Origin of the sequence: Variovorax ureilyticus (genome assembly GCF_050632185.1) — a bacterium.
GTDB lineage: Bacteria > Pseudomonadota > Gammaproteobacteria > Burkholderiales > Burkholderiaceae_C > Variovorax > Variovorax ureilyticus_A.
Genome location: NZ_CP192579.1, coordinates 629,465 through 655,470, shown reverse-complemented (window position 1 = coordinate 655,470; position 26,006 = coordinate 629,465). Strand labels below are relative to the sequence as shown.

General features: G+C 66.5%; 24 protein-coding genes and 1 pseudogene. 12 read left to right on the top strand and 13 right to left on the bottom strand.

Annotated features, from left to right (window positions below; all coding sequences use genetic code 11):
* The first annotated feature begins 15 nt into the window (after positions 1-15).
* Together yihA and ACQ858_RS03075 are read left to right on the top strand one after the other, a co-directional pair.
* The gene (gene yihA / locus ACQ858_RS03080; RefSeq protein WP_431275368.1) at positions 16-753 is read left to right on the top strand and encodes a ribosome biogenesis GTP-binding protein YihA/YsxC; all 738 of its coding nucleotides are present in this window, start codon (positions 16-18) and stop codon (positions 751-753) included.
* Positions 754-804: 51 nt separating this feature from the next.
* The gene (locus ACQ858_RS03075) at positions 805-1,716 is read left to right on the top strand and encodes an alpha/beta fold hydrolase (protein ID WP_431275367.1); all 912 of its coding nucleotides are present in this window, start codon (positions 805-807) and stop codon (positions 1,714-1,716) included.
* A 107-nt stretch (positions 1,717-1,823) separates the two neighbouring features.
* Here the strand turns inward: ACQ858_RS03075 and ACQ858_RS03070 are convergent, their stop codons facing one another.
* Positions 1,824-2,708 carry a lysophospholipid acyltransferase family protein gene (locus ACQ858_RS03070; RefSeq protein WP_431275366.1) on the bottom strand — a complete coding sequence of 295 codons (885 nt, stop codon included), beginning with the start codon at positions 2,706-2,708 and terminating at the stop codon, positions 1,824-1,826.
* 55 nt (positions 2,709-2,763) lie between these two features.
* A complete protein-coding gene (locus ACQ858_RS03065; protein ID WP_431276772.1) occupies positions 2,764-3,687 on the bottom strand; it encodes a lysophospholipid acyltransferase family protein in 924 nt (307 codons plus the stop codon).
* A 144-nt stretch (positions 3,688-3,831) separates the two neighbouring features.
* Here ACQ858_RS03065 and metK point away from each other — a divergent pair.
* Positions 3,832-5,014 (top strand): annotated as a pseudogene (gene metK / locus ACQ858_RS03060) (methionine adenosyltransferase).
* A 69-nt stretch (positions 5,015-5,083) separates the two neighbouring features.
* Here the strand turns inward: metK and ACQ858_RS03055 are convergent.
* Together ACQ858_RS03055 and ACQ858_RS03050 are read right to left on the bottom strand one after the other, a co-directional pair.
* Positions 5,084-5,716: a phosphoribosyltransferase gene (locus tag ACQ858_RS03055; protein ID WP_431275365.1), complete on the bottom strand. Its 633-nt coding sequence runs from the start codon at positions 5,714-5,716 to the stop codon at positions 5,084-5,086.
* A gap of 22 nt (positions 5,717-5,738) precedes the next feature.
* Positions 5,739-7,850 carry a TonB-dependent receptor domain-containing protein gene (locus tag ACQ858_RS03050; protein ID WP_431275364.1) on the bottom strand — a complete coding sequence of 704 codons (2,112 nt, stop codon included), beginning with the start codon at positions 7,848-7,850 and terminating at the stop codon, positions 5,739-5,741.
* A gap of 186 nt (positions 7,851-8,036) precedes the next feature.
* Here ACQ858_RS03050 and ACQ858_RS03045 point away from each other — a divergent pair, with 186 nt between their 5' ends.
* The 8 genes from ACQ858_RS03045 (at position 8,037) to msrA (ending at position 14,401) form a co-directional block, all read left to right on the top strand.
* Entirely contained in the window at positions 8,037-9,749 is a 1,713-nt protein-coding gene (locus tag ACQ858_RS03045) for a phospholipase D family protein (protein WP_431275363.1), read from the top strand.
* Positions 9,731-10,120 (top strand): hypothetical protein, encoded by a 390-nt coding sequence (locus tag ACQ858_RS03040; protein WP_431275362.1) that lies wholly within the window; start codon positions 9,731-9,733, stop codon positions 10,118-10,120. The genes ACQ858_RS03045 and ACQ858_RS03040 overlap by 19 nt, the downstream gene beginning before the upstream one ends.
* Positions 10,121-10,265: 145 nt before the next feature.
* Positions 10,266-10,427: a hypothetical protein gene (locus ACQ858_RS03035; RefSeq protein ID WP_431275361.1), complete on the top strand. Its 162-nt coding sequence runs from the start codon at positions 10,266-10,268 to the stop codon at positions 10,425-10,427.
* 26 nt (positions 10,428-10,453) lie between these two features.
* Positions 10,454-10,840, top strand: a complete 387-nt coding sequence (locus ACQ858_RS03030) for a hypothetical protein (protein WP_431275360.1) — start codon at positions 10,454-10,456, stop codon at positions 10,838-10,840.
* A gap of 127 nt (positions 10,841-10,967) precedes the next feature.
* The gene (locus tag ACQ858_RS03025) at positions 10,968-11,375 is read left to right on the top strand and encodes an FHA domain-containing protein (protein WP_431275359.1); all 408 of its coding nucleotides are present in this window, start codon (positions 10,968-10,970) and stop codon (positions 11,373-11,375) included.
* A gap of 188 nt (positions 11,376-11,563) precedes the next feature.
* Entirely contained in the window at positions 11,564-11,854 is a 291-nt protein-coding gene (groES, locus tag ACQ858_RS03020) for a co-chaperone GroES (protein ID WP_340359119.1), read from the top strand.
* Between the two features lie 48 nt (positions 11,855-11,902).
* Complete coding sequence (gene groL / locus ACQ858_RS03015) at positions 11,903-13,555, top strand: chaperonin GroEL (RefSeq protein WP_431275358.1); 1,653 nt, start codon at positions 11,903-11,905, stop codon at positions 13,553-13,555.
* Between the two features lie 108 nt (positions 13,556-13,663).
* Positions 13,664-14,401: a peptide-methionine (S)-S-oxide reductase MsrA gene (gene msrA, locus ACQ858_RS03010; RefSeq protein WP_431275357.1), complete on the top strand. Its 738-nt coding sequence runs from the start codon at positions 13,664-13,666 to the stop codon at positions 14,399-14,401.
* Between the two features lie 3 nt (positions 14,402-14,404).
* Here msrA and ACQ858_RS03005 read toward each other — a convergent pair whose 3' ends face one another.
* The 7 genes from ACQ858_RS03005 to ACQ858_RS02975 form a co-directional block, all read right to left on the bottom strand.
* Positions 14,405-14,758, bottom strand: coding sequence for a DUF805 domain-containing protein (locus ACQ858_RS03005; protein WP_431275356.1), 354 nt, complete (start codon positions 14,756-14,758; stop codon positions 14,405-14,407).
* An 83-nt stretch (positions 14,759-14,841) separates the two neighbouring features.
* Positions 14,842-16,398 carry a glucose-6-phosphate isomerase gene (pgi, locus tag ACQ858_RS03000; RefSeq protein WP_431275355.1) on the bottom strand — a complete coding sequence of 519 codons (1,557 nt, stop codon included), beginning with the start codon at positions 16,396-16,398 and terminating at the stop codon, positions 14,842-14,844.
* Between the two features lies 1 nt (position 16,399).
* On the bottom strand, positions 16,400-17,347 hold the full coding sequence (tal, locus tag ACQ858_RS02995; protein ID WP_431275354.1) for a transaldolase: 948 nt from the start codon (positions 17,345-17,347) through the stop codon (positions 16,400-16,402).
* A 7-nt stretch (positions 17,348-17,354) separates the two neighbouring features.
* A complete protein-coding gene (locus ACQ858_RS02990) occupies positions 17,355-18,080 on the bottom strand; it encodes an HAD family hydrolase (protein ID WP_431275353.1) in 726 nt (241 codons plus the stop codon).
* On the bottom strand, positions 18,077-19,123 hold the full coding sequence (locus ACQ858_RS02985; protein WP_431275352.1) for an ABC transporter ATP-binding protein: 1,047 nt from the start codon (positions 19,121-19,123) through the stop codon (positions 18,077-18,079). Before ACQ858_RS02985 ends, ACQ858_RS02990 begins: the two co-directional genes overlap by 4 nt.
* Positions 19,124-19,136: 13 nt before the next feature.
* Positions 19,137-21,386: an ABC transporter permease gene (locus ACQ858_RS02980; protein WP_431275351.1), complete on the bottom strand. Its 2,250-nt coding sequence runs from the start codon at positions 21,384-21,386 to the stop codon at positions 19,137-19,139.
* Complete coding sequence (locus ACQ858_RS02975; protein ID WP_431275350.1) at positions 21,364-22,395, bottom strand: ABC transporter substrate-binding protein; 1,032 nt, start codon at positions 22,393-22,395, stop codon at positions 21,364-21,366. Before ACQ858_RS02975 ends, ACQ858_RS02980 begins: the two co-directional genes overlap by 23 nt.
* 138 nt (positions 22,396-22,533) lie before the next feature.
* Between ACQ858_RS02975 and zwf the strand changes: the two genes are divergently transcribed.
* Complete coding sequence (zwf, locus tag ACQ858_RS02970; RefSeq protein WP_431275349.1) at positions 22,534-24,003, top strand: glucose-6-phosphate dehydrogenase; 1,470 nt, start codon at positions 22,534-22,536, stop codon at positions 24,001-24,003.
* Positions 24,004-24,018: 15 nt separating this feature from the next.
* On the opposite strand, the gene ACQ858_RS02965 is transcribed toward zwf, so the two are convergent.
* Both ACQ858_RS02965 and ACQ858_RS02960 read right to left on the bottom strand, forming a co-directional pair.
* Positions 24,019-25,011 carry an ABC transporter ATP-binding protein gene (locus ACQ858_RS02965; RefSeq protein ID WP_431275348.1) on the bottom strand — a complete coding sequence of 331 codons (993 nt, stop codon included), beginning with the start codon at positions 25,009-25,011 and terminating at the stop codon, positions 24,019-24,021.
* Entirely contained in the window at positions 25,008-25,991 is a 984-nt protein-coding gene (locus ACQ858_RS02960; RefSeq protein WP_431275347.1) for an ABC transporter ATP-binding protein, read from the bottom strand. The genes ACQ858_RS02965 and ACQ858_RS02960 overlap by 4 nt, the downstream gene beginning before the upstream one ends.
* Between the last annotated feature and the right edge of the window lie 15 nt (positions 25,992-26,006).

Genomic DNA, 26,006 nt, shown 5'->3' with positions numbered 1-26,006 from the left:
AAAGAAAGCCCATCGATGACCACCCCGCCGCGCAAGCCGGCCTCCGCCTCCCGCACGAAATCCGCCGTCGACCCGGCGGCGGCCGAACGCACCCGCACTGCGCGCGGCTGGCTGCATACGGCTCATTTCCTCATGAGCGCACCGCAGCTCGAGCACCTGCCGCAGATCGACCTGCCGGAAATCGCCTTCGTCGGCCGCTCCAACGCGGGCAAGTCCACCGCGATCAACACGCTCACGCAGCAGACCCGCCTGGCCTTCGCGTCGAAGACGCCCGGGCGCACGCAGCACATCAACCTGTTCGGCGTCGGCAAGCAGAAGGTCGACGATGCGGTGCTCGCCGACCTTCCGGGCTACGGCTACGCGGCGGTCCCACGCGAAGCCAAGCTGCGCTGGCAGCGCGTGATGGGCAACTACCTGATGACGCGCGAGAACCTGCGCGGCGTGGTGCTGATGTGCGACCCGCGGCTCGGCCTCACCGAGCTCGACGAGATCCTGCTCGAAGTGATCCGCCCGCGCGTCGAACAGGGCCTCAAGTTCCTCGTGCTGCTCACCAAGGCCGACAAGCTCACACGCTCCGAAGGCGCCAAGGTGCTGTCGATCGTGCGACTGCAAGCCGGCGGCGGAGAGGTCAAACTGTTCTCCGCGCTGAAGCAGCAGGGCGTCGACGAGGCGGCCGAATTGCTGTGGCGCTGGACCCACCCCGAAGAACCCGGCCAGGCAGGCGAACCGGGGCCGGCAGCCCAGGGAGACTGAATCCACGGTCGCCGGGCGCCTCATCCGACAGAGCAACCAAGGAGACCACCCGTGATCGAGACTTTCACCCGCGCATTGCCCAACGGCACCACGCTCAGCTGCCGCGCGTCGGGCGCCGCGGGGCGTCCGCTGATGATGTTCCTGCACGGCTTCCCCGAAGCCGCGTTCATCTGGGACGAACTGCTCGAGTATTTCGCGCGGCCCGAGAATGGCGGCTTCCGCTGCGTCGCCCCGAACCTGCGCGGATTCGAGGCATCGAGCTCGCCCACCGACGTGGCCGCCTATCGCCCGCATCTGCTGGTGCAGGATGTCGCCGAGCTCGCCGCGAGCGAGAACCCGCAAGGCCGGATCGACGTGCTCGTGGCGCACGATTGGGGTGGCGCCTTCGGATGGGGCTACGCGAACCAGCACGCCGACCGGCTCGGGAAGCTGGTCATCATCAATTCCCCGCACCCCGGCACCTTTGCGCGCGAGCTGCTGAACAACCCGGCGCAACAGGCCGCGAGCGCCTACATGAACTTCCTCGCGCGGCCCGACGCCGAAGCACTGCTGGCCGAGGACGACTTCCGGCGGATGTGGACGTTCTTCGAGCGGATGAAGGCCGGGCCCGACGGCTACGGCTGGCTGACCGAGGAAGTCAAGAACCGGTACCGGGAGGTCTGGCGCGCAGGCCTGACCGGCGCCTGCAACCTGTACCGCATCACGCCGCTGAAGCCGGCCATGCCCGGCCAGACCGCGCAGATCCCGACACTCCCCATCGAGCGCCTCACGGTCGCCGTGCCTACGCTGGTGCTGTGGGCGCTCGACGACGCGGCGCTGCTGCCGGGCCTGCTGGAAGGGCTCGAAGCGTACGTGCCCCAGATCGAGATCCGGAGGATTCCCGATGCAACCCACTGGGTGGTCCACGAGCAACCGAACCTCGTCGCCGGCGAGATCAAGGCCTTCCTGGAACGCCCCAGGTAATCCCCAAAGCCCAGAGACACCGTGGAACCGGCTCCGCCGGGCCGCCGGTGTCGCCCCCGGAAGGGGTTGGCGAAGCGACACGAAGTGCGCGCAGCCTGGGGGCGAGCTCAATACACCGAAGGCTCGCCCTCGGGGCGCGTCTTGAAGCGCCGGTGCACCCAGTAGTACTGCGAGGGCATGGCGTCGATGTACTGCTCGAGCCGCTTGTTCATGAGGGCCGTGTCGGCCATCACGTCATCGGTCGGGAAGTCTTTCCATGCCGGCAGCAGCTCGATCTCGTAGCCGCCCTTCACGAGCTTCGAGATCACCGGCACCACCTTCGCCCGACCCAGCCGGGCGAATCGCGAGAGCGAGGGCATGGTCGCCGCCTGCACACCATAGAACGGCACGAACACCGTCTGGTCGCGACCGAAGTCCATGTCGGGGAGCAGGTACAGAAGACCGCCCTTGCGAAGCGCCGCGATGATCGGCTTGATGCCGTCGACGCGATTCAGGGTCGTCACGTTGCCGAAGCGCCTGCGGCCCTGGCTGACCCATTCGTCGATCATCGGATCGCGCTGGGTCGTGTAGATGGTGGTGGAGGGGCGCGAGGTCCGCATCGTGAGCGCCGTGGCCGCCGCATCCAGGCCGTAGAAGTGCGGCGCGAACAGGATGGTCGGCTCATCACCGTTGGCGAGCGCGTCGATCTCGCTCACCGATCCCACGACCTTCAGTCGGCTGGCCACCACCTGCTCCGGTGCGTGCCAGAGCCAGCCCCGGTCGAGCCAGGACTGGGCGACGTAGACGAAGGTCTCGCGCGCGATCCGCTTGCGCTCGGCGGCCGACTTCTCGGGAAAGCACAGCGCCAGATTGGCATCGACGACGCGCCGGCGAGGTTTCGCGAGCACGTACAACAGCGGCCCCATTGCCGCGCCGAGGCCGCGCACCAGGGGCAGCGGCACACGGGCCAGTGCGCGCATGAAGCCAATGCCGAGCCGCGATGTCAGGCTCATTGGGTAGCCTCCGCGCAGCAGCGCTGCGGCATTCGCCTTGGGGCGGCCCGGCGGCTCATGCAGCCCCCTTCGGGCTGTCGGCCGTCACGACCTCATCGCGCGGCTGCTTGTAGCGCGCGTAGTCCCAGACGTACTGGCCCGGAAGGCCGCGGATCAGTCGCTCGATGCCCTCGTTCATCGCGGTCGCGGCAGCCTCGGGCGTGGCTTTGGGGTCGCTCATCGCGGTGCCGTCGAAAGGCTCGAAGCGGATCGCATAGCCCGCGCCGCGCGGCAGCCGCTCGCACACGCCCAGGAACACGCGCGCGCCGGTCTGCTGCGCGAGACGTGGGAGCAGCGTCATCGTGTAGGCGGGCCGGCCGAAGAACGGCGCCCAGACGCCCTGCCCGAGCGGCGGCACCTGGTCCGGCAGGATGCCGGTGTAGCCGCCGTTGCGCAGCGTGCGGATCAGGCCGCGCACGCCGGCCACGGTCGTGGGCAAGGTCTGCAGGCCGGGCCGGTCGCGCGAACCGGCGATCAGGTCCGCCATGAACCTCTTGCGCGCCGGACGGAAGAGCGCAGTGATCGGCCCGTAGGTTTCAAAGAAGCGCTCGCCCACCGCCTGCCCGAAGGTTTCCCAGCTGCCCAGGTGCGGCGATACGAGGATCACGCCCTTTCGTGCCGCGAGCGCGGCCTCGAATTCCTCGATGCCGTCCCAGCGCACGATGTGCGGCAGCAGGCTCTGCCCCTGCGGCCGCGACCAGACCAGGGGAAGCTCCCCCACCATCTTGCCTGCCGCGGCGATCGCCGGGCGGTACTGCTCGGGCGTGAAGCCGGCCGCTTCGGCGTTCTCCCTGAAGCGCCGGCGATAGTCCGGCGCCATCCACCAGACCAGCCACCCGATGCAGCCCCCGATCGCATGCATCCAGGGCAGCGGCACGCGCGCGAGCAATCGAAACAAGATGATCATCGAGACAGGGGTGAAAAGACGGCGCGCGCGCAACAAGGGCGCGGCTCGAATAGAATTCAAATTGTCGCCGAGTTATGGAACTACTTGCAGGGCGACGTTAAACCCAACTGCTAAAGCGTTCGCCAAGGCTCCATGAGGCTGGCAACGCGCCAACCAACTGACGTGGAGTTTATTCAAATGGCGAACGACTTTCTCTTCACCTCCGAATCGGTTTCCGAAGGCCATCCCGACAAGGTCGCCGACCAGATCTCGGACGCGATCCTCGACGCGATCTTTGCCCAGGACCCCCGCTCGCGCGTCGCCGCGGAGACGCTGACCAACACCGGCCTCGTCGTCCTGGCCGGCGAGATCACGACCAACGCGCATGTCGACTACATCCAGGTCGCGCGCGACACCATCAAGCGCATCGGCTACGACAACACCGACTACGGCATCGACTACAAGGGCTGCGCGGTCCTGGTCGGCTACGACAAGCAGTCCAACGACATCGCCCAGGGCGTGGACCACGCGAGCGACGACCACCTGAACACCGGCGCCGGCGACCAGGGCCTGATGTTCGGTTACGCCTGCGACGAGACGCCCGAGCTGATGCCGGCGCCGATCTACTACGCGCACCGCCTCGTCGAGCGCCAGTGCCCAGTTGCGCAAGGATGGCCGCCTGCCGTTCCTGCGCCCCGATGCCAAGAGCCAGGTCACGATGCGCTACGTCAACGGCAAGCCGCACAGCATCGACACCGTCGTGCTCTCGACGCAGCACCATCCCGACCAGAGCGAGACGCCGACCAAGATGAAGTCCTCGTTCATCGAGGCCGTCATCGAGGAAATCATCAAGCCGGTGCTCCCGAAAGAGTGGCTGAAGGAAACCAAGTACCTGATCAACCCGACCGGCCGCTTCGTCATCGGCGGCCCCCAGGGCGATTGCGGCCTCACCGGCCGCAAGATCATCGTCGACACCTACGGCGGCGCCTGCCCGCACGGCGGCGGCGCGTTCTCCGGCAAGGACCCGAGCAAGGTGGACCGCTCGGCCGCCTACGCTGCGCGCTACGTGGCCAAGAACATCGTCGCCGCGGGCCTCGCACGCCAGTGCCAGATCCAGGTCGCCTACGCGATCGGCGTGGCCCGCCCGATGAACGTGACCGTCTACACCGAAGGCACGGGCGTCATTTCCGACGAAAAGATCGCCGAACTGGTGCAGGAGCACTTCGACCTGCGCCCGAAGGGCATCATCCAGATGCTCGACCTGCTGCGCCCGATCTACAGCAAGACCGCCGCGTACGGCCACTTCGGCCGCGAGGAGCCCGAGTTCACCTGGGAGCGCACCGACAAGGCCGCGACCCTGCGCGCCGCCGCCGGCCTCTGACGCGATCAACGCCGGGCCTCCATCGAAGCCTGCGGATGCTCCAGCATTCGCAGGCTTTTTCATGGAGGCTCAGGCGCTGCCGGACAGCAGCTTGTCCACCTCTTCGTCGCTCGTCTGGCCGAAGTTCTCGTACCACAGCCCCACCGCGCGAAAGTACTCGGGCGTGAAGAGGCAGACCACCTCGTCGGCCAGCGCGCCCACGCCCTGGACGGCCTCGGCCGAGGCGACGGGCACCGCGACCACGATCCGCTTCGGGTTGGCCGCTCGCGCCGCCTTCACCGCGGCGCTCATCGTCGCGCCGGTGGCCGGGCCGTCATCGACAACGATCAGAGTCCGTCCGGCCATTTCGAGCGGCGGACGACCTGCGCGATAGCGTTGCTCGCGCCGCAGCAGCTCGGCCTGTTCGCGCGCGACGACGGCCTCGAGCTCCCGCTCCGATACCGGCCAGGCGCCCTCCGGCTCGCTCATCACGCGAATGCCGCCGGACGCGATGGCGCCCATCGCGAACTCTTCCTGGCCCGGGAAGCCCAGCTTGCGGACCACGAGCACGTCGAGCGGCACACCGAGCGCCTGCGCCACTTCCCACGCCACCGGCACGCCGCCACGCGGCAGGCCCAGCACCAGCACATCAGGCCGCCCTCGCCAGACGGCGAGCGCCTTGGCGAGCCGGCGGCCCGCATCACGCCGATCCTTGAATTGCATCCGAACTCCTCGTGGCCGGAACTCAGAAACGATAGGCCCCGCTCATCCCGACCGTCCAGTTACGCCCTGGCGCCGGCTCGAAGTAGCGGGCATTGCCCTCGTTCACGATGACCGAGCCGATGTAGCGCTTGTCGAACAGATTGTCGACACGCGCAAAGCCATTGAACTCCCAGCGATCCCAGCGCTTCACATAGCCGGCGAACAGCGCCACCACACCATAGCCCGGCGCGCTGACCGTGTTGCGATCATTGGCTTCGAGGCTGGAGGCGGCGCGCAGTTCGGTGCCGGCACGCCACCCCTCCGGCGGCACCCAGCCATAGGAGGCGAAAAGCGTCTGCGACGCGATGCCGGGGATCCGATTGCCGCCCGGCACGAAGCTGCTGACGGCGCAGGGCAGCGTCCCGCAGAACGGGTCGCTGTAGCGGGCGTCGAGCCAGGTGTAGGCAAGCTGGGTGCGCCAGTGGTTCTCGGTTTCGTGCTGCCAGGCCAGTTCAAAGCCGTCGCGCTTGGTGCGGCCGGCATTCTGGTAGGTGGCGCGGCCGCCGACGTTGGTGGCGGTCACGATCTCGTCCTGGGTGCGGGTTTCGAATACCGCGGCGGTCAGCAGGCCGCCGGCGAGACGCGCCTTGGCGCCGACCTCGAAGCTGTCATTGGTCGCGGGTTGCAACGCGAAATTGAGGCCGCTGCGGCCATCCGGACGATAGGAAAGCTCGTTGAGCGTCGGCGTCTCGAAACCGCGCCCCACCGAGGTGTAGAACGCCAGATCGCGCGTGGCCTCATAACGCAGGGAGGCCACCGGGAGCGTCTTCTCATAGCGCGCGCTGCCGCTGTCGTCGCGATTCGCGCCCACGATGTAGTGATCCTGCGAATCGAAATCGACCTTGCTGCGGCGCACGCCGACTTCGAGCGTCCACTGGTCGGCGAACTTCCAGTTGGCTTGCGCATAAGGGTCGACGTTGTAGACCTTGTTGATCTCGTTGCGCCGCAGGCGGCCCTGCACGCCGAGGATCGGGTTCAGGGCGCTGCCGATGTAGTTCTCGTAGCCGGTGCGGTGCTCGCGCAGGTCGTCGTAGCCGAGGCCCGCGACGATCTCGAGGGGACGATCGGCCAGCGTCATCCGCGAGGTCCATCGCACATCGGCACCGCCATAGTCGCGCTGAAGGCCGATCACGCCGCCGGCGCTCGTCGGGCTCACTTGCGCCGACGGCGGGATGGCCTGGAACTGCGTGGTCTTGCGCTCCCCGGTGTAGAGCATCAGCCGCAGCGCATTGGCCGAATCGATGCGGCGCTCGTACAGCAGGCCGCCTTGCGTCTGGTCCACGGTCTTGCGGGTGTTGAACTGCGTCGCGATCGTGGCGCTGCGCGGATTCAATGCGTACTGATCGGCCGTGAGGCCGAGCGGGTCCTGCGCATTGATGTTCACGCTGTTCACGATCAGCGTGAGCCGGCTTCCATCGTCGAGCGCGAAGCCCATCTTGCCGTTGACGATGTTGCGCCGCGCTTCGCTGTGGTCGCGCCAGCCGTCGGTGGAGAAATGACTTCCGCTCAGCAGGTAGTCCACCGCGCCGGACGAGCCGCTCACCTGCGAGCTGATCCGGCTGGTGCCGAAGCTGCCGCCCGCCATCGAGAAGCCCAGCCGCGGCGGCCCCTCGCCCGTCTCGGTGAACGACTGCACCACGCCGCCTGACGAGTTGCCGTAGAGCGCGGAAAAAGGCCCGCGCATCACCTCGACGCGATCGAGCGAGCCGATGTCGATGTTGGAAGTCTGCCCCTGGCCGTCGGGCATGGTCGCGGGAATGCCGTCGACATAGAGCCGCACGCCGCGGACGCCGAACGTCGAGCGCGCGCCGAAGCCGCGAATCGACAGTTGCAGGTCCTGCGCGTAGTTCTGCCGGTTCTGGATCTGCAACCCCGGCACCGGGCCCAGGCCTTCGGACAGGTTCACGCCAAGACGGCTGTTGCGGATGTCATCGCCTTCCACGCGGTCGACCGAGCCCGCCACGTCGAAAGCGGGTGCCGGGCCGCGCGGCGTGGACACCGTGACTTCGCTCAGCGTCGGCGCGGCCACCTGCGCACGAAGCGTGGGCGATGCCGCGAACAGCACGCAGGCCCAGGCGACGACGGTTTTTTTCATCGCCGCGATTCTGCGGTGATGCACCGCGTCGCAATGGGGGGACTGACCCTAGGAGGCGCCGCGAGCGCGGGCCGGCGCCGACGTACTGCGTCCACTCGGCCGGCCGGCTACGATCGTCGCGCCAAGCCTTTTCGGCGAGCCATGCCCCAACTTATCCTCCGGCTATTTCCACTTTTTCGGTGTTTCGTGTTCGCGCTGGCCTGCCTGCTCACGGCTTGCGCGAGCGCTCCACCGCGCACGGTCACGCCGTACGCGCCGGGGCTTCCGCCGTCGGAGGGGACCGAGCTGGGCCGGCTCACCGCGGGATTCCGATACGACCCCGACGGCATGTCCGGCGCTCGGGTCCTGCCGCAGGCCGCCTTTGCGCTCGATGCCCGGCTCGCGCTCATCCGCCGGGCCCGGTCGTCGCTCGATCTGCAGTATTACCTGCTCGGCAACGACAAGACCGGCAAGCTGATCGCACGCGAACTCCGTGACGCCGCCGCGCGCGGCGTGCGGGTGCGGCTCTTGCTCGACGACTTCTACACCACCGGACTCGATCCGATGCTGCTGGGCCTCGCGGCCCACCCGAACGTCGAGATCCGCCTGTTCAACCCGTTCGCGGCCGGCAGGGAGCACGCCGCGACGCGCTGGCTGAGCTTCGCTACCGACTTCCACCGTCTCAACCACCGGATGCACAACAAGCTGTTCATCGCCGACGGCGCCCTGGCGGTGGTCGGAGGCCGGAACCTTGCGGACGAGTACTTCCTGCGCGCGAGCGGCGCCAACTTCATCGACCTCGACGCGATGCTGGCGGGGCCGGTCGTGGCCGAACTTCAGACGATCTTCGACAACTACTGGAACAGCGAAGTCGTGTTCCCCTTGCACGATATCGTGCAGAGCACCAGGCCGCCCGACGAGTTGCGCAGACGGTTCGACGCAATCGCTCCCGCGGCGCAAGCACCCCCGCCACCCGACCCGCCGGAATCCGACATGTTCGGCGAACCACCCGTGAGCACCGCCATCGCGCAAGGCAAGCTGGACCTGAGTCCGACGCGAGCCGCCGCGATCGCGGATTCGCCCGACAAGGCGCTGGTCGACACGGACAGCGACGACCCGCACCGGCGCCGCCCACCGACCGTGGCCGAGCGCATGCGCGCGCAGCTCGACCACGCACGGTCGGAGATCAACATCATCTCGCCCTACTTCATCCCCGGCGAGGAGGGCATGAACCACTTCGCGCAGCTTCGCGCACGCGGCGTCCGCATCACGGTCGCGACGAACTCGCTGGCCGACACCGACGAACCGCTCGTCAACATCAACTACAACCGCTTCCGCGTCCAGATGCTCAAGCTCGGCATATCGCTCTACGAGGTGAGCTCGGAGCAGATGAAGCGCAGCCTGAACCTGCGCAAGATCTTCCGCGAGTCGCGCGGGGCGCTCCATGCCAAGCTCGCGCTGATCGACCGCGAATGGGCGCTCGTCGGCTCGCTGAACTTCGATCCGCGCTCGGCCTACCTCAACACCGAACTCGGCGTGCGCCTGGACAGCTACGATGTCGCGCACCGGCTGCTCGAAGCCTTTCAGATCGACAACGTCGAAAGCGTGTACGAAGTCCGCCTGAAGCCAGTGCACGGATTCGATCCAGTGGGTGACGACGGACGGCGAGAACATCGTGCTCGACGAGGAGCCGGACGCCAATGCGCTGGTGCAGCTGAAGCTGCTGCTGTTCTCGTGGTTCGTGCCCACCGACCTGCTCTAGCACCGTGGCCCGCAGCGCCGGCGACATCGACGCGGTATCCGGCGTCTTTTGTCGATCGAACGGCCAGGCGCTCGCAACTACCTTGGCCGAAACGCACTCTCACCGCGCAGACGCTTCTTCAGCGAATGCGAGGTTTCTCATGGATGCGCGTTTCGTGATCGTCGCGTGCCTGTCGATGGCCGCCGCCGGTGGGCCTTGGCTGGCGCATGCTCAAACGCCGAGCGAAGCCGCCGTCTCCGCCGAATCGGGAGAACAGCGCGAAGCCGACTTGCGCGTGATCGCCGCCCGTTGCGGAACTCCCGCTTTCGAGAAGTCCTTCTACAAGCAATCGAAGGCCGCGGTGGCCGCCGGCCTGGTCACCCGGCACCGCGACCCCGCGCAAGTCGAAAAGAGCGTGACCGCGCTGCGGCGCAACCCGGTGGTGCTGATCGGCGCACAGTCCGACTGTCCGGCCCAGATCGAGCGCCTGAAGGAAGTCCAGAAAGAACGCGCCAAGGCACTCCGCAAAGGCGGCGCAGCCAGAGCATGAGCCACACATCAACCACGTACCCCGGCCTGGTGCGCGATGACAAAAGCTGTAGGCCGTCGGTCGACAACACCGGTCGATTGGCCGATTTCCAATCCCGCCGGCCCCAAGCAGACTGCCGGCATCGGAATCGTTAGGGATGCGGATCATGGAAACTGACCTCTACACGCTGGGCGTACTCGGGATGGTGTTGATGTGCGGCTGGCTCGTGGACCATGCCAATCCCTGGAGCGCCTCGGAACTCGCGCGGGAACTGCGGCTTCAACTGGTCCGATCCACCGACGCCATTCGCGGCGCGCCGCACCGCTGATGAGACCCCCGCGGCCTGGCGCCGCCATGGCCTCGGTACGCCGCAGGTCGGCGCTGCTCGCCGCCGCGTCGCTCCTCCTCGCGGCCTTGGGCTTGCAAGCCTACGCGGCGGGGTATCCGATGGGGATGGCGCTCCTGGCGGCCGCCACTGTGCAGGCGCTGATCTGTTCCGCGATGTTCCGCAGCCGGCTCCTGGTTGCCGCGGTCGTGACCAACCTGTTGCTCTTCGTGATCCACGCCGTCGTGCTCAGCCCATTTCTCGAACTGCCGGACCCGCAGCCGGTCTTCATGTTCGGCGACTTCTGCCTCGCCGTGTTCGCGGGGGCCTCGCTGGTCTTCACGCCGGTGGAGACGATGGCGCTGATCGTGCGCGATGCCTATCTCAGGCGGCCCCGACACAGGACGCCGAACTGAGGCGGCCCCCATTTGCCGGAGCGACATAACCCACCACGTGCATAGGCAACCCGGGCTGTGAAATCATCGGCGGAAAGAACAAGCGAGGGAGAAAAAGAATTAGCGCCGCCCCATCCAAAGTCCCGACATGCCGCAATTGATGCTGACGACGGCTTCCGGCGAAACCACGCCGATCACGCTCAAGCCCGACGAGAACACCCTCGGCCGGAGCCCCAAAAACGACATCGTCATCGATTCCCCGCAGGCGAGCCGCGTCCACGCGGTGATCACGGTCGAACCGGCGTTCGTCACCATCCGGGACCTCGGCAGCCGCAACGGGACCTACGTCAACGACCACCGCGTCCAGAGTCAGATGCTCGTTCACGACGACACGATCAAGCTTGGAACCTACGAAATGCGCTTCGTCTCGGGCGATCAGGAATTCAGCCATGTCGAAGCCGAGCGGGTGTCGATGGAGCCCCGGCTGCTGCAGTTGGACCCGGAACACGACCCCACCGCGCCCGAACTGCCGGCGACGAGCCCGGGAAAACCCTGATTCAAGAACCTGCACTCCGGCCAAGCAGCTTCGGAAACGTGGTCGCGCCGCCCTTGAAACGACACAAAACACCCTTATGATTAGCACTCGTTGAAGTTGAGTGCTAACAACCACGGCGCTCTCGACAATGCGGTGCAGGCCTGGTGCCGGGCATCGAACCCAACCCCCGTTTCTTATCAGGAGATGCAATGAAACTTCGTCCTTTGGCCGATCGCGTGATCGTCAAGCGCATTGAAAGCGAAACCAAGACCGCCTCGGGCATCGTGATCCCCGACAACGCGGCCGAGAAGCCGGATCAAGGCGAAGTCCTGGCCGTCGGCCCGGGCAAGAAGAACGACAAGGGTGAACTGAGCGCGATGAGCGTCAAGGTCGGCGACCGCGTCCTCTTCGGCAAGTACAGCGGCCAGACCGTCAAGGTCGACGGCGACGAACTCCTGGTCATGAAGGAAGACGACCTCTTCGCAGTCGTCGAGAAGTAATCCCTTCCTCCTTCATCCCCCACACAAACTGAATCTCGGAGAAATCACATGGCAGCAAAAGACGTAGTCTTCGGCGGCGAAGCCCGCGCCCGCATGGTCGAAGGCGTGAACATCCTCGCCAACGCAGTCAAGGTCACCCTCGGTCCCAAGGGCCGCAACGTGGTGCTCGAGCGCTCCTTCGGCGCCCCCACCGTGACCAAGGACGGCGTGTCGGTCGCCAAGGAAATCGAACTCAAGGACAAGTTCCAGAACATGGGCGCCCAGCTCGTGAAGGAAGTGGCCTCGAAGACCTCGGACAACGCCGGTGACGGCACCACCACCGCGACCGTGCTGGCCCAGGCCATCGTTCGCGAAGGCTTCAAGTACGTGGCCGCCGGCATCAACCCGATGGACCTGAAGCGCGGCATCGACAAGGCTGTCGCAGCCCTGGTGGAAGAGCTGAAGAAGGCTTCGAAGGCCACCACGACCTCGAAGGAAATCGCGCAAGTCGGCTCGATCTCGGCCAACAGCGACGAAACCATCGGCAAGATCATCGCTGACGCGATGGACAAGGTCGGCAAGGAAGGCGTCATCACCGTCGAAGACGGCAAGTCGCTCGACAGCGAACTCGACGTCGTCGAAGGCATGCAGTTCGACCGCGGCTACCTGTCGCCCTACTTCATCAACAACCCCGAAAAGCAAAGCGCGATCCTCGAGAACCCGTTCGTGCTGCTGTTCGACAAGAAGATCAGCAACATCCGCGACCTGCTGCCGACGCTGGAACAAGTCGCCAAGGCTGGCCGTCCGCTGCTGATCATTGCCGAAGAAGTCGAAGGCGAAGCCCTCGCGACGCTGGTGGTCAACACGATCCGCGGCATCCTGAAGGTCGTGGCCGTCAAGGCGCCCGGCTTCGGCGACCGCCGCAAGGCCATGCTCGAAGACATCGCCATCCTGACGGGCGGCAAGGTCATCGCCGAAGAAGTCGGCCTGACCCTCGAGAAGGTGACGCTGGCTGACCTCGGCCGGGCCAAGCGCATCGAAGTGGGCAAGGAAAACACCATCATCATCGACGGCGCCGGTGCCAACGCCGACATCGAAGCCCGCGTGAAGCAGATCCGCGTGCAGATCGAAGAAGCCACCAGCGACTACGACCGCGAAAAGCTGCAAGAGCGCGTGGCCAAGCTGGCCGGCGGTGTGGCAGTGATCAAGGTCGGCGCCGCCACCGAAGTCGAAATGAAGGAAAAGAAGGCGCGCGTCGAAGACGCCCTGCACGCTACCCGCGCCGCAGTGGAAGAAGGCGTCGTGGCTGGCGGCGGCGTGGCTCTGCTGCGTGCCAAGCAAGCCGTGGGCGACAAGGTCAAGGGCGACAACGTCGATCAGGACGCCGGCATCAAGCTGGTGCTGAAGGCGATCGAAGCGCCCCTGCGTGAGATCGTGAACAACGCCGGCGGCGAAGCCTCGGTGGTCGTGAACGCTGTGTTGGCCGGCAAGGGCAACTACGGCTTTAACGCCGCCAACGACACCTACGGCGACATGCTCGAACTGGGCATCCTGGACCCGACGAAGGTCACCCGCACCGCTCTGCAGAACGCTGCCTCGGTCGCTTCCCTGCTGCTGACGACCGAAGCCATGGTCGCCGAAGCACCGAAGGAAGAAGCCGCTGCCGGCGGCGGCATGCCCGACATGGGCGGCATGGGTGGCATGGGCGGCATGGGCATGTAATTCACGCCCGGCTTCCAGCCAACGAAAAACCTCGCAGCGAAAGCCGCGAGGTTTTTTTCGCCCATGGTTTCTGGAAAGCGCTCACACTGGGCACTCAGGAGACAGGCGATGAACACTCACATCGAATCCCCCGCCGTAGGCGTCACCTCTCGCCGGCCGGCGATCCTCGCACTGGCACTTGTTGCCGCGCTGGCGTTCTGCCCTTCAGGCGCCGTGCTTGCGACCGAAAAGGCGGTCGTGATCCCGCCGCCGGCGGACGACGCGGTCGCGGCCAATGCATCGACATCGGAGACAGCCGTCCTCGCTGGAGGCTGTTTCTGGGGCGTGCAGGGCGTGTTCCAGCACGTCAAGGGCGTCACCAACGCGGTGTCGGGCTATGCCGGCGGCGAGGCCGGCACCGCCCACTACGACATGGTCGGCATGGGCCACACGGGCCATGCGGAATCGGTCCGCATCACCTTCGATCCGAAGCAGATCAGCTATGGGCAGATCCTGCAGATCTATTTCTCGGTCGCCCACGACCCGACCGAGCTGAACCGGCAAGGACCGGACGTCGGCATGCAGTACCGCTCGACGATCTTTCCCTCGAACCCCGAGCAGACGCGCATCGCCAAGGCCTACATCGCGCAGCTCGACCGCGCGAAGGTGTTCGGCAAGTCGATCGCCACCACGGTCGAACCGCTCAAGGCCTTCTACCCTGCCGAGGCCTATCACCAGGACTTCATGACCCGAAACCCGGACCACCCATACATCTCGTACAACGATCTGCCGAAGGTTGACAACCTGAAACGGGTGTTTCCGGATCGCTATCGCGCGAAACCGGTGCTGGTGGGCACCGGTGCCTGAAGCTCAGACGCCCGCCGGCTGCGGCTGCTGCGGCGGCGGCCCATAGGCGTTGGATTCGGTCTGGCTCGGCTGCACCGTGAAGTAGAGGAGCACCAGCCCGCCGACGACGGGAACCAGGCCGATCAGCAGCAGCCACGCCGTCTTGCCCACGTCGTGCAGACGCCGCGCGCCTGCCGCCAGCAGCGGCAGCAGGAAGACCAGCACCACCAGCAGGTAGAGGTAGTCGTTGATGAAGCGGGCAACGAACGACAGGATCACGTACGCCAGGACGAACCACCAGTACTCCGGCCGCGATGCTCGGCCTGAAAAGTCGACGTACTTGCGAAAGCAGGTCTGAACGGCCTGTTGAAAGTTCATGAGCAACTCCTCTCTCAGTGATTCCCACGGGACAGCCCCGCGGCCATCATATCGAGCAGCGCTGCGAATGCTGATGACGAGCGTCAACTGCGCGGTCGCAGCCGCTGAAGCAGCCCCGCCGTCGATGCGTCCAGCCCCTCGACATGGCCGGAAGCCAGCCGCGGCTCGATGTCCCTGGCCAGCACCTTGCCGAGCTCCACGCCCCACTGGTCGAAGCTGTTGATGCCCCACACCGAGCCGCTCGTGAACACGCGATGCTCGTAGAGCGCGATGAAGGCGCCGAGCGATTCCGGCGTCAGCTTGTCGAGCACGAAGAAGCTGCTCGGCCGGTTGCCCGGGAAGTTCCTGTAACCGCCTGCATCTGCCTGCCCGACCATCAGCGCCTGGGCCTGGGCCAGCGCGTTCGCAAGCAGCTTGGGGTGGTGGCCTTCGAGGTCGTGGGCCGCATCGCGCACCGCGATGAACTCCAGCGGAATGACATCCGTGCCCTGGTGCAACATCTGAAAATAGGCGTGCTGCCCATTGGTGCCCGGTTCGCCCCAGAGAACCGGCGACGTGCCCGCCGATACCGGCTTGCCATCCATGTCCACCTGCTTGCCATTGCTCTCCATTTCCAGCTGCTGCAGATAGGCCGGCAGACGTCTGAGCGAGCTGTGATACGGCGCGATGCAGCGGCTGGTGAAGCGATGGAAGTTCCGGTACCAGACATCGAGCAAGCCGAGCCGCACCGGCAGGTTCTGTTCGAGCGGCGCGGTGAGGAAGTGTTCATCCATCGCACGCGCACCGGCCAGCAGACGCCGGAAGCCCTCCGCGCCGATCGCCAGCGCAATCGGCAGTCCGATCGCGGACCACAACGAGTAACGCCCACCGACCCAGTCCCAGAAGCCGAAGGTGGTCTCGATGCCGAACTCGCGCGCCGCCTCGACGTTGGTGGTGAGCGCCGCGAAATGGCGCGCGATGTCGACGCTGCCCGACTGCTCGAACCAGCGCTTGGCGGAACGCGCGTTCGCCATTGTCTCGGCGGTGGTGAAGGTCTTCGAAGCGATCAGGAACAGCGTGTGCTCCGGCGCCAGCCCGCGCAGCACCCCGTCGAGCTCATGGCCGTCGATGTTGGAGACGAAGTGGAAGCGCTTGCCCCGCGCGACATCGGCTTCGAGCGCGAGCACCGCCATCTGCGGTCCGAGGTCGGAGCCGCCGATGCCGATGTTGACCACGTCGGTGATCGTGTGGTCCGCGCGCACCTCTTCGGCGAAGGCCAGCATCGCGGTCAAGGTCGCCTGCACGTCGTTGAACGCCGACACAAGGCTCGCATCCACCGCGGCGCCTTGTGGCGTGCGCAGCAGCGTATGGAGCACCGCGCGGTTCTCGGTGGCATTGATGTGCTCGCCAGCGAACATCGCGTCCCGATGCGCTTCGAGACCGGCTTCGCGGGCCAGTGCCATGAGCAAGGCCTCGGTGCGGGCGTCGATCAGGTTCTTCGACAGGTCCGCGAAGACATGGGGCGCCGACTGGCTCAGCGCCTCGAAGCGCTTCGCATCTTCCGCGAAGGCCCGCCGCAGATCGAAACCCTTGCCGCTCGCCTCGTAGTGTGCCTGCAGCGATGTCCAGGCGGCCGTGCGGTCTCCGCGGGTGCGTTGCATATCAGGCTCCCATGAGTCTTTCGAGCTTCACCGCGTCGGCGGCGAAGGCGCGGATGCCTTCGGCGAGCTTCTCGGTGGCCATGGCGTCTTCGTTCAGCGTATAGCGGAATGCCGGCTCGTCGAAGTCGACCTTCGCGATGTCCTTGCGCTTCGCCGCTTCGGCGTCCAGTGCGTGCACGAGCGGCGCATCGCTGGTGGCGAGTTCCGAGAGAAGCTCAGGGCTGATGGTCAGCAGGTCGCTGCCGGCCAGGGCGGCGATCTGGCCCACGTTGCGGAAGCTCGCGCCCATGACCTCGGTCCGGATGCCGTGCCTCTTGTAGTAGTCGAAGATCGTGCGCACGGACTTCACGCCCGGATCGTTGGCGCCGGCGTTCTCCGCCTCGATCCAGCTGCTGCCGGCCGACTTCTTGTGCCAGTCGTAGATGCGCCCGACGAACGGCGAGATGAGCTGCACCCCCGCCGCCCCGCAGGCCACCGCCTGCGCGAACGAGAACAGCAGCGTCAGGTTGCAGTGGATGCCCTTCTGCTCGAGCCGGCGAGCCGCCTCGATGCCCTCCCAGGTGGAGGCGATCTTGATCAGCACGCGGTTCTCGACGTCGATGCCTTCGGCGCGGTACAGCGCCACGATGCGCTCCGCGCGCGCGATCGTCGCCTCGGTATCGAAGCTCAGCCGTGCATCCACCTCGGTGGAGACGCGGCCGGGAATGATCGAAAGGATCTCGGTGCCGAAGCGCACCAGCAGGCGGTCGATGACCTCGTCGATGGCCATTCCGTCGTGCTTGCGGACCGCCTCGTCGAGCAGCGGCCGGTATTCCGGCTTCTGCACCGCCTTCAGGATGAGCGACGGATTGGTCGTCGCATCGCGCGGCTTGAATTGGGCGAGCTGGCGAAAATCACCGGTGTCGGCTACCACGGTGGTCCATTGACGGAGGGCATCGAGTTGGTTCATGCGGCCATTATCCCGCCGCAAAACGACAGCTCGTGTGGTCCCCGGCCGACGCGGGCCCGGCGCGAACCCGACTACGCGCGCACGCTCGGCTTCGATGTCGACAAGGCGGAGCTCGCTGGCAGATGGGCCGCGAGTTGCGCGGGCACCGGCTCGGCCGCTCGCAGTGGATCGCCTTCCAGCCGAACTCGCGCGCGGCGGCGACGTTGGCGGCGGAATCGTCGATGAAGACTGTCTCCGAGGCTTCCAGCCCGTAGCGCTGCGCCAGAAGTTCGTAGATGCCGCGCTGCGGCTTCATCACCTTCACGTCGCCGGAAAAGATGCCGCCGTCGAACCACGCGAAGAAGGCATGGCGGTATTCGAGCACCCGCGCATAGGGCGCCGGCATGTTCGAGAGGTAGTACAGGCGCAGGTCCTCGCCGGCGTCGCGTCGGTCGCGCAGTTTCGCGAGCAGGTCCACCGTCACCCCGATGGGCTCCAGCCGCTCCCCCATCGGCGCGAGCACCTCGGTCAGCCGATCGCTCGGCAACGAAAGGCGCAAGGCCATCCGGCCGATCGCATCATCGAGCGAATGCGTGCCGCGATCGAAGCCGAGCCAATCCTCGTGGTGGAACATCTGGCCCGCGAGCGCGTGCGCCGCCTCGGCCGTGGGCGCGTGCGCCCGGAAGTGGGTCTGCACCAGTGCCACGGGCTCCCAGGTCAGAAGAACGGCACCGAGGTCGAATACGACATTCATAGGACAACCGGCACGATGGAAACGCCCTGGTTGGCCAGGGACAGGTGGGTCTGCGCGCCGGCGGCAAGCGGATGCACGAGGTCAGTGGACACGACGAACACCGAACCGAGCGCGGTGTCGAAAGCATACTCGTAGAAGTTGCCGAGGAAAGACGCCTTGCGCACCGTGGCAGGCAGGCCCACAGCGGCACCGATGTACCAGGCTTCCGGCCGCACCGCGACCTTGACGATGCCAGGCGCAACCGCATGGCGCGGCGTGAGGATCAGCGGCCCCATCTGCACCCGCCCATCGGGATGCGCGAGCGCCGGGAACACCATCGCCTCGCCCATGAAGCCCGCGACGAACTCGCTTTCCGGATTGGCGTAGAGCTGCTCGGGTGTGCCGCGCTGTGCGATGACGCCATGGTCCATCACGATGATCTGGTCGCTCACCGCCAAGGCCTCGCTCTGGTCGTGCGTGACATAGGCCACCGTGAGTTGCAGGCGTTGCTGCAGGTTGCGGATCTCCTCGCGCATCTCGCGGCGCAGGCGTGCATCGAGATTGGACAGGGGCTCGTCGAACAGCAGCACCGCAGGCTCCAGCACCAGCGCACGCGCGAGCGCCACGCGCTGCTGCTGCCCGCCGGACAGCTCGCTCGGCAGGCGCTCATCGAAGTCGACCAGCCCGACGCCCTTGAGCGCATCGCGCGCCCGGGCACGGGCCTCGTCCTTGCGCATGCCGCTCATGCGCAGGCCGTAGCTGACGTTCTCGATCACATTCATGTGCGGGAACAGCGCGTAGCTTTGGAACATCATGCTCACGTTGCGCTCGGCGGGGCCGAGGCCGGTGACGTCGCGCCCGCCCATGATGATCGAACCCGAGGTGGGCGACTCCAGGCCCGCGATCATCCGCAGCGTGGTGGTCTTTCCGCACCCCGAAGGCCCGAGGATCGTGGTCAGCGTGCCGGCGGGCACCTCGAAGCTGATGCCCTTGACCGCGAGCGGCGCGTTCGCGTTCTTGCCGTAGCGCTTGGTGACGTTGCGGAATTCGATGCCGTTGCTCATGGTTTCCTTCGTTTCATGTCGCGACCGGAACGAGCGCCGGCGCGTCGGCCCTGCGGCGACCGAGCTTCCGCTCGCCGACGACAAGCTGCACGAGCACGATCGCCGCCGCCATCAGGATCATGAGCACCGTGCAATAAGCGAGCGCGACGCCGTAGTCGCCGTTGCCGACGCGGCCGATGATGTAGGTGGTTGCGAGTTCGTTCTCGGCCGTGACCAGGAAGATCACCGCGCTCACCGTCGTCATCGCGCGCACAAAGCTGTAGACCAGCGCCGCCGCCAGCGCCGGCTTCAGCAGTGGCAGCACCACCTTGAAGAGCGTCTGCGAAGTCGATGCGCGCAGCATCAGCGAGGCTTCGTCGAGCGAGCGGTCGATCTGCTTGAACGCCGCGGTCCCCGCCCGCACGCCGACCGGCAGGTTCCGGAACATGAAGCACAGCACGATGATGAGCCCGGTGCCCGTAAGTTCGAGCGGCGGCACGTTGAAGGCGAGGATGTAGCTCACGCCAAGCACCGTGCCCGGTATGGCAAAGGCCAGCAGCGCCGCGAACTCGAAGGCGCCCTGGCCCCTGAACTCGTTGCGCGAGAGCAGCCACGCGATCAGCAGGCCCAGCCCGGCGGTCAGCGGCGCGGAAATGCCCGCGAGCTTGAGCGTGGTGATCAGCGAATTCCACGCGGTGCCCGCCCACACCACGCCGAACTGGCCCCATTCGAGCGCGAACGCCTTCCTGAAGTGATCGAGCGTGAAGGTGTAGTCGCGCCCCCAGGTGTGCACGAAGCCGCCCGCGAAAGCAAAGAGATAGACCACCACCGTGAACACGATCCACGGCAGGGCGATGCAGTAGATCGCCCGCTGCACGCCGTCCGGCAGCGGCATCGCGATCCCGGCATCGCCCTTGCCGCTCACCGTGGCGTAGCTGCGCCGCCCGAGCAGCCCGCGCTGGAGCGCGAACACCGCGAGCGCGAAGATCGTCAACACCCATGCCAACGAAGCGGCGCGGCCCTGGTCGTACTGCGCACCGACGATGGCAAAGAAGATGTCCGTCGACAGCACCGAGAACTGCCCGCCGACGACGATCGGGTTGCCGAAGTCCGCGATGCTTTCGATGAAGCCGACGAGGAACGCATTGGCGAGCCCCGGCTTGATGAGCGGCAGCGTGATCGTGAAGAAGGCACGGCGACGGTCCGCGCGCAGCATCAGCGCCGCTTCCTCGAGGCTCGGGGCCACGCCCTGCACCACGCCGCGCATGATCATGAATGCGATCGGCGTGAAGGCGAAGAGCTGCGCGACCAGCACGCCCGGCATGCCGTAGAACCAGCGCGTGGGCTCGATGCCGAAGGCGCTTTCGAGCAACTGGTTGACCACGCCCGCACGGCCGAACAGCAGGATCAAGCCCAGCCCGACCACGAACGGCGGCGTGATGATCGGCAGCAGCGCGAGCACGCGCAGAGGCGCCTGCCAGCGCCGGCTGCCACGCTCGGCCATCAGCGCCATCAGCGTGCCGAGAAAGGTCGTGCCCGCCGCGGTGAGCAGTGCGAGCATCAGCGTGTTCCATGCCACGCCACAGCGAACCCCGCCCGAAAGGCAGCCCAGCCCCCAGACCCGCTCGGTGGCGATGCGGGCGAGGAACGCAGCGGACGACCAGCGCCCGTCCTCGTCGAGAAAGGCCCCGGCCAATGCCTTGCTCACCGGGTAGGCGATGAACACCGCCATCAGCACGCCGGACGCGATCACCGCGCCCGAGACGAAAAGATCGCCCTTGAAGAAGCCCAGCCGCGCGATTCCGAATGCCGCAAGCAGCACCAGTGCCGAGAACGCCACGAACCCGCCCGCGCCCATCCCGAACTGGTTGACTGGCAGCTCGCCGAGCTGGGTGTTGAGGACCGCGAGCGACCAGCCGCGCGCGCCGATCAGAAAGCCGCTCAACGCCAGGCCGATGCTCCCCACTGCGCCGCCGATGAACAACAGCCGCCCCTGCGCGCGCCCGGCGCGAAGCAGGCCGCCGAGCAGGCACAAGGCCCATCCGATGAGCCCGATGTAGAGCCAGCTGCGGCCCTGGAACGCCGCCTGCATCACGCCGTTGGCGGCTTCGCCTTCGCCGAACACCTGCGGCATCACCTCGTACCACGCAGCGTCCTGGATCGCATACCAGGGCAATGCGAGGTAGCCGATGAGACCCGCAACGATGCAGGTCCAGATCGATCGGTTGGGGCTGCGCCGCCCTGGCGAGATCGACGACACGCTAGCGCGGCAGCGAGTTGACATCCTTTTCCCAGCGCGCGATCAAGCGCTTGCGCTCGGCACTCGCGCCGTACTTCGCATAGTCGTAGTTGATCAGCTTGATCTTCTTGAAGTCGGGCACGTTGGGGTCGACTGGCGTGGCCTTGTTCGAAGGCAGCTGATACTGCTTCGCTGCCGCGCCGAAAGTCTGCGCCTGCGGCGTGAGCGCCCATTCGTAGAACTTCTTCGCCTGTTCGAGATTGCGCGCACCCTTCACGATGCTCATCGAGCCGATCTCCGCGCCAGTTCCTTCGGAGGGCGTGGTGGTCTCAACGGGGAAGCCCTGCATCTTCTCCTGCGGTGCGTCGTGGATGAAGCTGACCGACACCGCGGTCTCGCCACGCGCCACCGCCTTGATCGGACCGGTGCCCGAGCGCGTGTACTGGCCCACGTTGCGATGCAGACCCTTGAGGTATTCGAAGGCCTTGTCCTCGCCCATCAACTGGACGAGCGTCGCGATCATGGTGTAGGCCGTGCCGCTCGATGCCGGATTGGCCACCTGGATGTCGCCCTTGTATTCGGGCTTGAGCAGATCGGCCCAGCTGCGCGGCACCGCAAGCTTCTTCTTCTGGATCAGCTCCGTGTTGTAGCCAAAGCCCAGCGGGCCCGAGTAGATGCCCACCGTCCTGTAGCCCGATTGCTGCGCCTGCTGCTGCGCCCATGGATAGAGCTGCGGCAGCGTCGGCGACTTGTATTCGAGCGTGAGGCCCATCTCGGCCGCCTGCAGGTGCGGATCGCCGGTGCCGCCGAACCACACGTCGGTCTTCGGGTTGTCCTTCTCGGCGATGAGTTGCGCGAGCGCTTCGCCCGAGCCCTTGAGCGACATGTTGAGCTTGACGCCCGTGGTGCGCGCGTACACGGTCGCAATCATGTTGCACCACTCGGCCTGCACCGAGCAGATCACGTTCACTGTCTGCGCCGATGCGCCCGCAGAAGCGCCGACCAATGCCGCTGCAGTTGCCATCCGAAAGGTTTGCACGAGCTTGTTCTTCATGGGGTCCTCGTTGAAAACAAAAATGGCCCCCGCGGGCCGTTTTCAGCTTATCGCGGAGTCAGCAATGGCCGGATCGGTACAAGTACCATTCGCTGGCAGGCTTCATGCTCGCGCCTTCGCAACCCTGGGGATGTATCCATGAGTTTCGATCTCGTACTTTTTGGCGGCACCGGCGACCTCGCATGGCGAAAGCTGATGCCTGCGCTGTTCCAGGCATTCCGGCACGGCACGTTGCCCGAGGGTGGCCGCATCATCGGCGTCGCGCGCGATGACCTCGACGACGACGCCTATCGCAAGCTCATCCAGGACCGCTTCAGCGCGGTCGAAGGCGCCAAGCGGCCCTCGCCCGAAGAATTCAAGAAGTTCGCCTCCCTGCTCTGTTACCAGCGCATGGATCTTTCACAGCCGGCGCACTACCAGAAGCTCGCGGAGATGCTGAAGACGCGCAACGCCAACGTCGTCGTGATGTACCTCGCGACCGCGCCCGCGCTCTTCACCCAGGTGGTCGAGCAGATCGCGGCGGCGGGCCTGAACGGACCGCAGACGCGTGTGGTGCTCGAAAAGCCGCTGGGCCACGACCTCGCCTCCAACCGCGCGATCAACAGCGCGGTGTGCAAGGTGCTGGCCGAGCACCAGGTGTTCCGCATCGACCACTACCTGGGCAAGCCCTCGGTGCAGAACCTGTTCGCGATGCGGTTCGGCAATGCGCTGTTCGAGCCCATCTGGCGCCGCGAGCACATCGCCAACATCCAGATCACCATCGCGGAAGACCTCGGCGTCGAGAAGCGCGGGGCCTTCTACGACCAGACCGGCGCGCTGCGCGACATGGTGCAGAACCACGCACTGCAACTGGTCTGCGCGATCGGCATGGAGCCGCCGATCAACGCGCACGCCGACGCCATCCGCGACGAGAAGCTCAAGGTGCTGCGCGCGCTCAAGCCTTGGACCGCCGAATCGATCGGACTGCACGCGATCCGCGGCCAGTACACCGCCGGCACCGCCTACGGCGAACGGGTGCCCGGCTATCGCGACGAGCCGGGCGTCGATCCCGACAGCCGCACCGAAACCTTCGTGGCGCTGCGGACCGAGATCGCCAACTGGCGCTGGGCCGGCGTGCCGCTCTACATCCGCACGGGCAAGCGGCTGGCGTCGCGCGACGCTCGCATCGAGGTCAGCTTCCGGGAGACGCCGCACGCGATCTTCCGCGCGCCGGCGAATTCGGTGAACAAGCTGGTCATCAACCTCCAGCCCAAGGATGGGCTGGAGCTTCACATGCTCGCGCAGGCGCAGGACAACCGCCAGCGCAACGGCAACCGCCATGCGGGACCGCAGCTCGCGCCGGTGCAGCTCGATCTCGACTTCGACACGCGCTTCGGTGCGGAGCGCGTGGGCGCTTATGAGCGTCTGCTGCTGGATGTGATCGACGGACGGCTGAACCTCTTCGTGCGCAGCGACGAACAGGAACAGGCGTGGCGCTGGGTCGAGCCGCTGATCGAGAGCTGGCGCTCCGACGGTGTACCGCGCCCCTACGCTGCCGGCACCTGGGGCCCGAGCGCATCGAGCGCCATGATCGCCCGCGACGGCTACGCCTGGGGGGAGGAACAATGACCCCCAGGCTGCGCGCTAAGCTCTTCCTTCCTCCACTGCATGGCAGGCCACCTGCACGTCGCGCAATGACTGCAGCGGCGGGCGTTCGGTCTTGCAGCGCTCGTTGGCGAGCGGGCAACGCGGATGGAAGGTGCAGCCCGACGGCGGATTGAGCGGGTTCGGCACCTCGCCCTGCACCGGGGTGCGCGAGCGGCCCACGTGCTTCATCTGCGGGATGGCATCGAGCAGCATCCGGGTGTACGGATGCTGCGGCGATTCGAACAGCCGGTGCTTGTCCGCGAGTTCGACGAGCCGCCCGAGGTACATCACGCCGACGCGATCGGCCACATGCCGCACCACCGCAAGGTTGTGCGAGATGAAGAGATAGGTCAGCCCCTGCTCGCGCTGCAGGTCCTTCATGATGTTGAGCACCTGCGCCTGCACGCTCACGTCGAGCGCCGAGGTCGGCTCGTCGCACACCAGAAATTCCGGCTGGGTCGCCAGCGCACGGGCAATCGAGATGCGCTGACGCTGACCGCCGGAAAACTGGTGCGGGTACTTCACCATGTCGGCCGAGCTCAGGCCCACGGACTTCAGCAGCTCGCCGACGCGCGCCTTCAGCTCGGGACCCTCCTTCAGGATGCCGTGCTCGCGCAGCGGCTCGCCGATGATGGCCTCGACGGTCCATCGCGGGTTGAGGCTCGCATAGGGGTCCTGGAAGATCATCTGGATGCGGCGCCGCAGCGTGCGGCCTCCGGGACTCTTGTAGGCCGCATGCACGTCCTGCCCGTCGAAGCGCATGCCACCGCGCGAGGGCTGGTACAGGCCCACGAGCAAACGCGCCACGGTGCTCTTGCCACAACCGGATTCGCCAACCAGCGCCATCGTCTTGCCGCGCTCGATCGAGAAACTCACGCCATCGACAGCCCGCAGCAGCACGCGCGGCTTACGCTCCAGTACCCGGTTCAGCCAGGGCGGCGAGACGTCGAAGTTCTTGGCCAGGTCGCTGGCCTGCACCAATGCGGTCATGCGACGTCTCCATGGGCCGGCGCGGCCTCGTGCAACCAGCAGGCAGCCCGCGTGGCGCCCGCATTCATCAGATCGGGGCGGTCGATCCCGCAACGGTCGAAGGCGCGTGGGCAGCGCGGATTGAACGCGCAGCCGCTCGGAATCGCGTTGAGCCGCGGCATCGCGCCGTCGATCTGGTTGAGGCGCTCACGGTCCATCGTCATGTCGGGAATGGAGGCCATGAGCCCCGAGGTGTACGGATGCGCCGGCTGGTGGATCACTTCCTGCACGGGCCCGATCTCCGCGATGCGGCCGGCATACATCACGGCCACGCGGTCGCAGGTCTCGGCGATCACGCCCATGTCGTGGGTGATCAGCATCACCGCCGCGCCTCGGTCCTTGCAGATGCCCTTGAGCAACTGGATGATCTGCGCCTGGATCGACACGTCCAGCGCGGTTGTCGGCTCGTCCGCCACGATCAGCCTGGGCTCAGCCGCAAGCGCCAGCGCGATCACCACGCGCTGGCGCATGCCGCCGGAGAACTGGTGCGGATAGTGGTCGATGCGCTGCGCGGCGCCGGGAATGCCGGTGTCCTCCAGCAACCCGATCGCGCGCCGCCGTGCTTCCTGCGCGCTGACGGGGAGGTGAGTGCGAATGGTCTCGGTGAGCTGTCGGCCGATGGTATAGAGCGGATTGAGCGAAGTCAGCGGGTCCTGGAAGATCGCGCCGATCTTGCGCCCGCGGATGTGGCGCATCGCCTCGTTAGCCAGATTGTCGATGCGCTGCCCTTCGAGGCGGATCTCGCCGCCGGCCACACGGCCGGGCGGCTCCAGCAGGCCGATGATGGCAGAGCCGGTGAGAGACTTGCCCGCGCCAGACTCGCCGACCACGCCGAGGATTTCGCCCGGCGAGATGTCGAAAGAGATGTCGTCGAGCGCACGCAGCGTGCCGTGCCGGTGCGGGAACTCGACGACCAGATTGCTGACTTGAAGAAGGCTCATTCGATCGGCTCCAGG

Coding starts and splice junctions, on each gene's coding strand:
- yihA (WP_431275368.1), top strand. CDS start 16: ATGACCACCCCGCCGCGCAAGCCGGCCTCCGCCTCCCGCACGAAATCC.
- ACQ858_RS03070 (WP_431275366.1), bottom strand. CDS start 2,708: ATGAGCCTGACATCGCGGCTCGGCATTGGCTTCATGCGCGCACTGGCC.
- ACQ858_RS03055 (WP_431275365.1), bottom strand. CDS start 5,716: ATGCAATTCAAGGATCGGCGTGATGCGGGCCGCCGGCTCGCCAAGGCG.
- ACQ858_RS03050 (WP_431275364.1), bottom strand. CDS start 7,850: ATGAAAAAAACCGTCGTCGCCTGGGCCTGCGTGCTGTTCGCGGCATCG.
- ACQ858_RS03040 (WP_431275362.1), top strand. CDS start 9,731: ATGGATGCGCGTTTCGTGATCGTCGCGTGCCTGTCGATGGCCGCCGCC.
- ACQ858_RS03035 (WP_431275361.1), top strand. CDS start 10,266: ATGGAAACTGACCTCTACACGCTGGGCGTACTCGGGATGGTGTTGATG.
- ACQ858_RS03030 (WP_431275360.1), top strand. CDS start 10,454: ATGGCCTCGGTACGCCGCAGGTCGGCGCTGCTCGCCGCCGCGTCGCTC.
- ACQ858_RS03025 (WP_431275359.1), top strand. CDS start 10,968: ATGCCGCAATTGATGCTGACGACGGCTTCCGGCGAAACCACGCCGATC.
- groES (WP_340359119.1), top strand. CDS start 11,564: ATGAAACTTCGTCCTTTGGCCGATCGCGTGATCGTCAAGCGCATTGAA.
- groL (WP_431275358.1), top strand. CDS start 11,903: ATGGCAGCAAAAGACGTAGTCTTCGGCGGCGAAGCCCGCGCCCGCATG.
- msrA (WP_431275357.1), top strand. CDS start 13,664: ATGAACACTCACATCGAATCCCCCGCCGTAGGCGTCACCTCTCGCCGG.
- ACQ858_RS03005 (WP_431275356.1), bottom strand. CDS start 14,758: ATGAACTTTCAACAGGCCGTTCAGACCTGCTTTCGCAAGTACGTCGAC.
- pgi (WP_431275355.1), bottom strand. CDS start 16,398: ATGCAACGCACCCGCGGAGACCGCACGGCCGCCTGGACATCGCTGCAG.
- tal (WP_431275354.1), bottom strand. CDS start 17,347: ATGAACCAACTCGATGCCCTCCGTCAATGGACCACCGTGGTAGCCGAC.
- ACQ858_RS02990 (WP_431275353.1), bottom strand. CDS start 18,080: ATGAATGTCGTATTCGACCTCGGTGCCGTTCTTCTGACCTGGGAGCCC.
- ACQ858_RS02985 (WP_431275352.1), bottom strand. CDS start 19,123: ATGAGCAACGGCATCGAATTCCGCAACGTCACCAAGCGCTACGGCAAG.
- ACQ858_RS02980 (WP_431275351.1), bottom strand. CDS start 21,386: ATGTCAACTCGCTGCCGCGCTAGCGTGTCGTCGATCTCGCCAGGGCGG.
- ACQ858_RS02975 (WP_431275350.1), bottom strand. CDS start 22,395: ATGAAGAACAAGCTCGTGCAAACCTTTCGGATGGCAACTGCAGCGGCA.
- zwf (WP_431275349.1), top strand. CDS start 22,534: ATGAGTTTCGATCTCGTACTTTTTGGCGGCACCGGCGACCTCGCATGG.
- ACQ858_RS02965 (WP_431275348.1), bottom strand. CDS start 25,011: ATGACCGCATTGGTGCAGGCCAGCGACCTGGCCAAGAACTTCGACGTC.
- ACQ858_RS02960 (WP_431275347.1), bottom strand. CDS start 25,991: ATGAGCCTTCTTCAAGTCAGCAATCTGGTCGTCGAGTTCCCGCACCGG.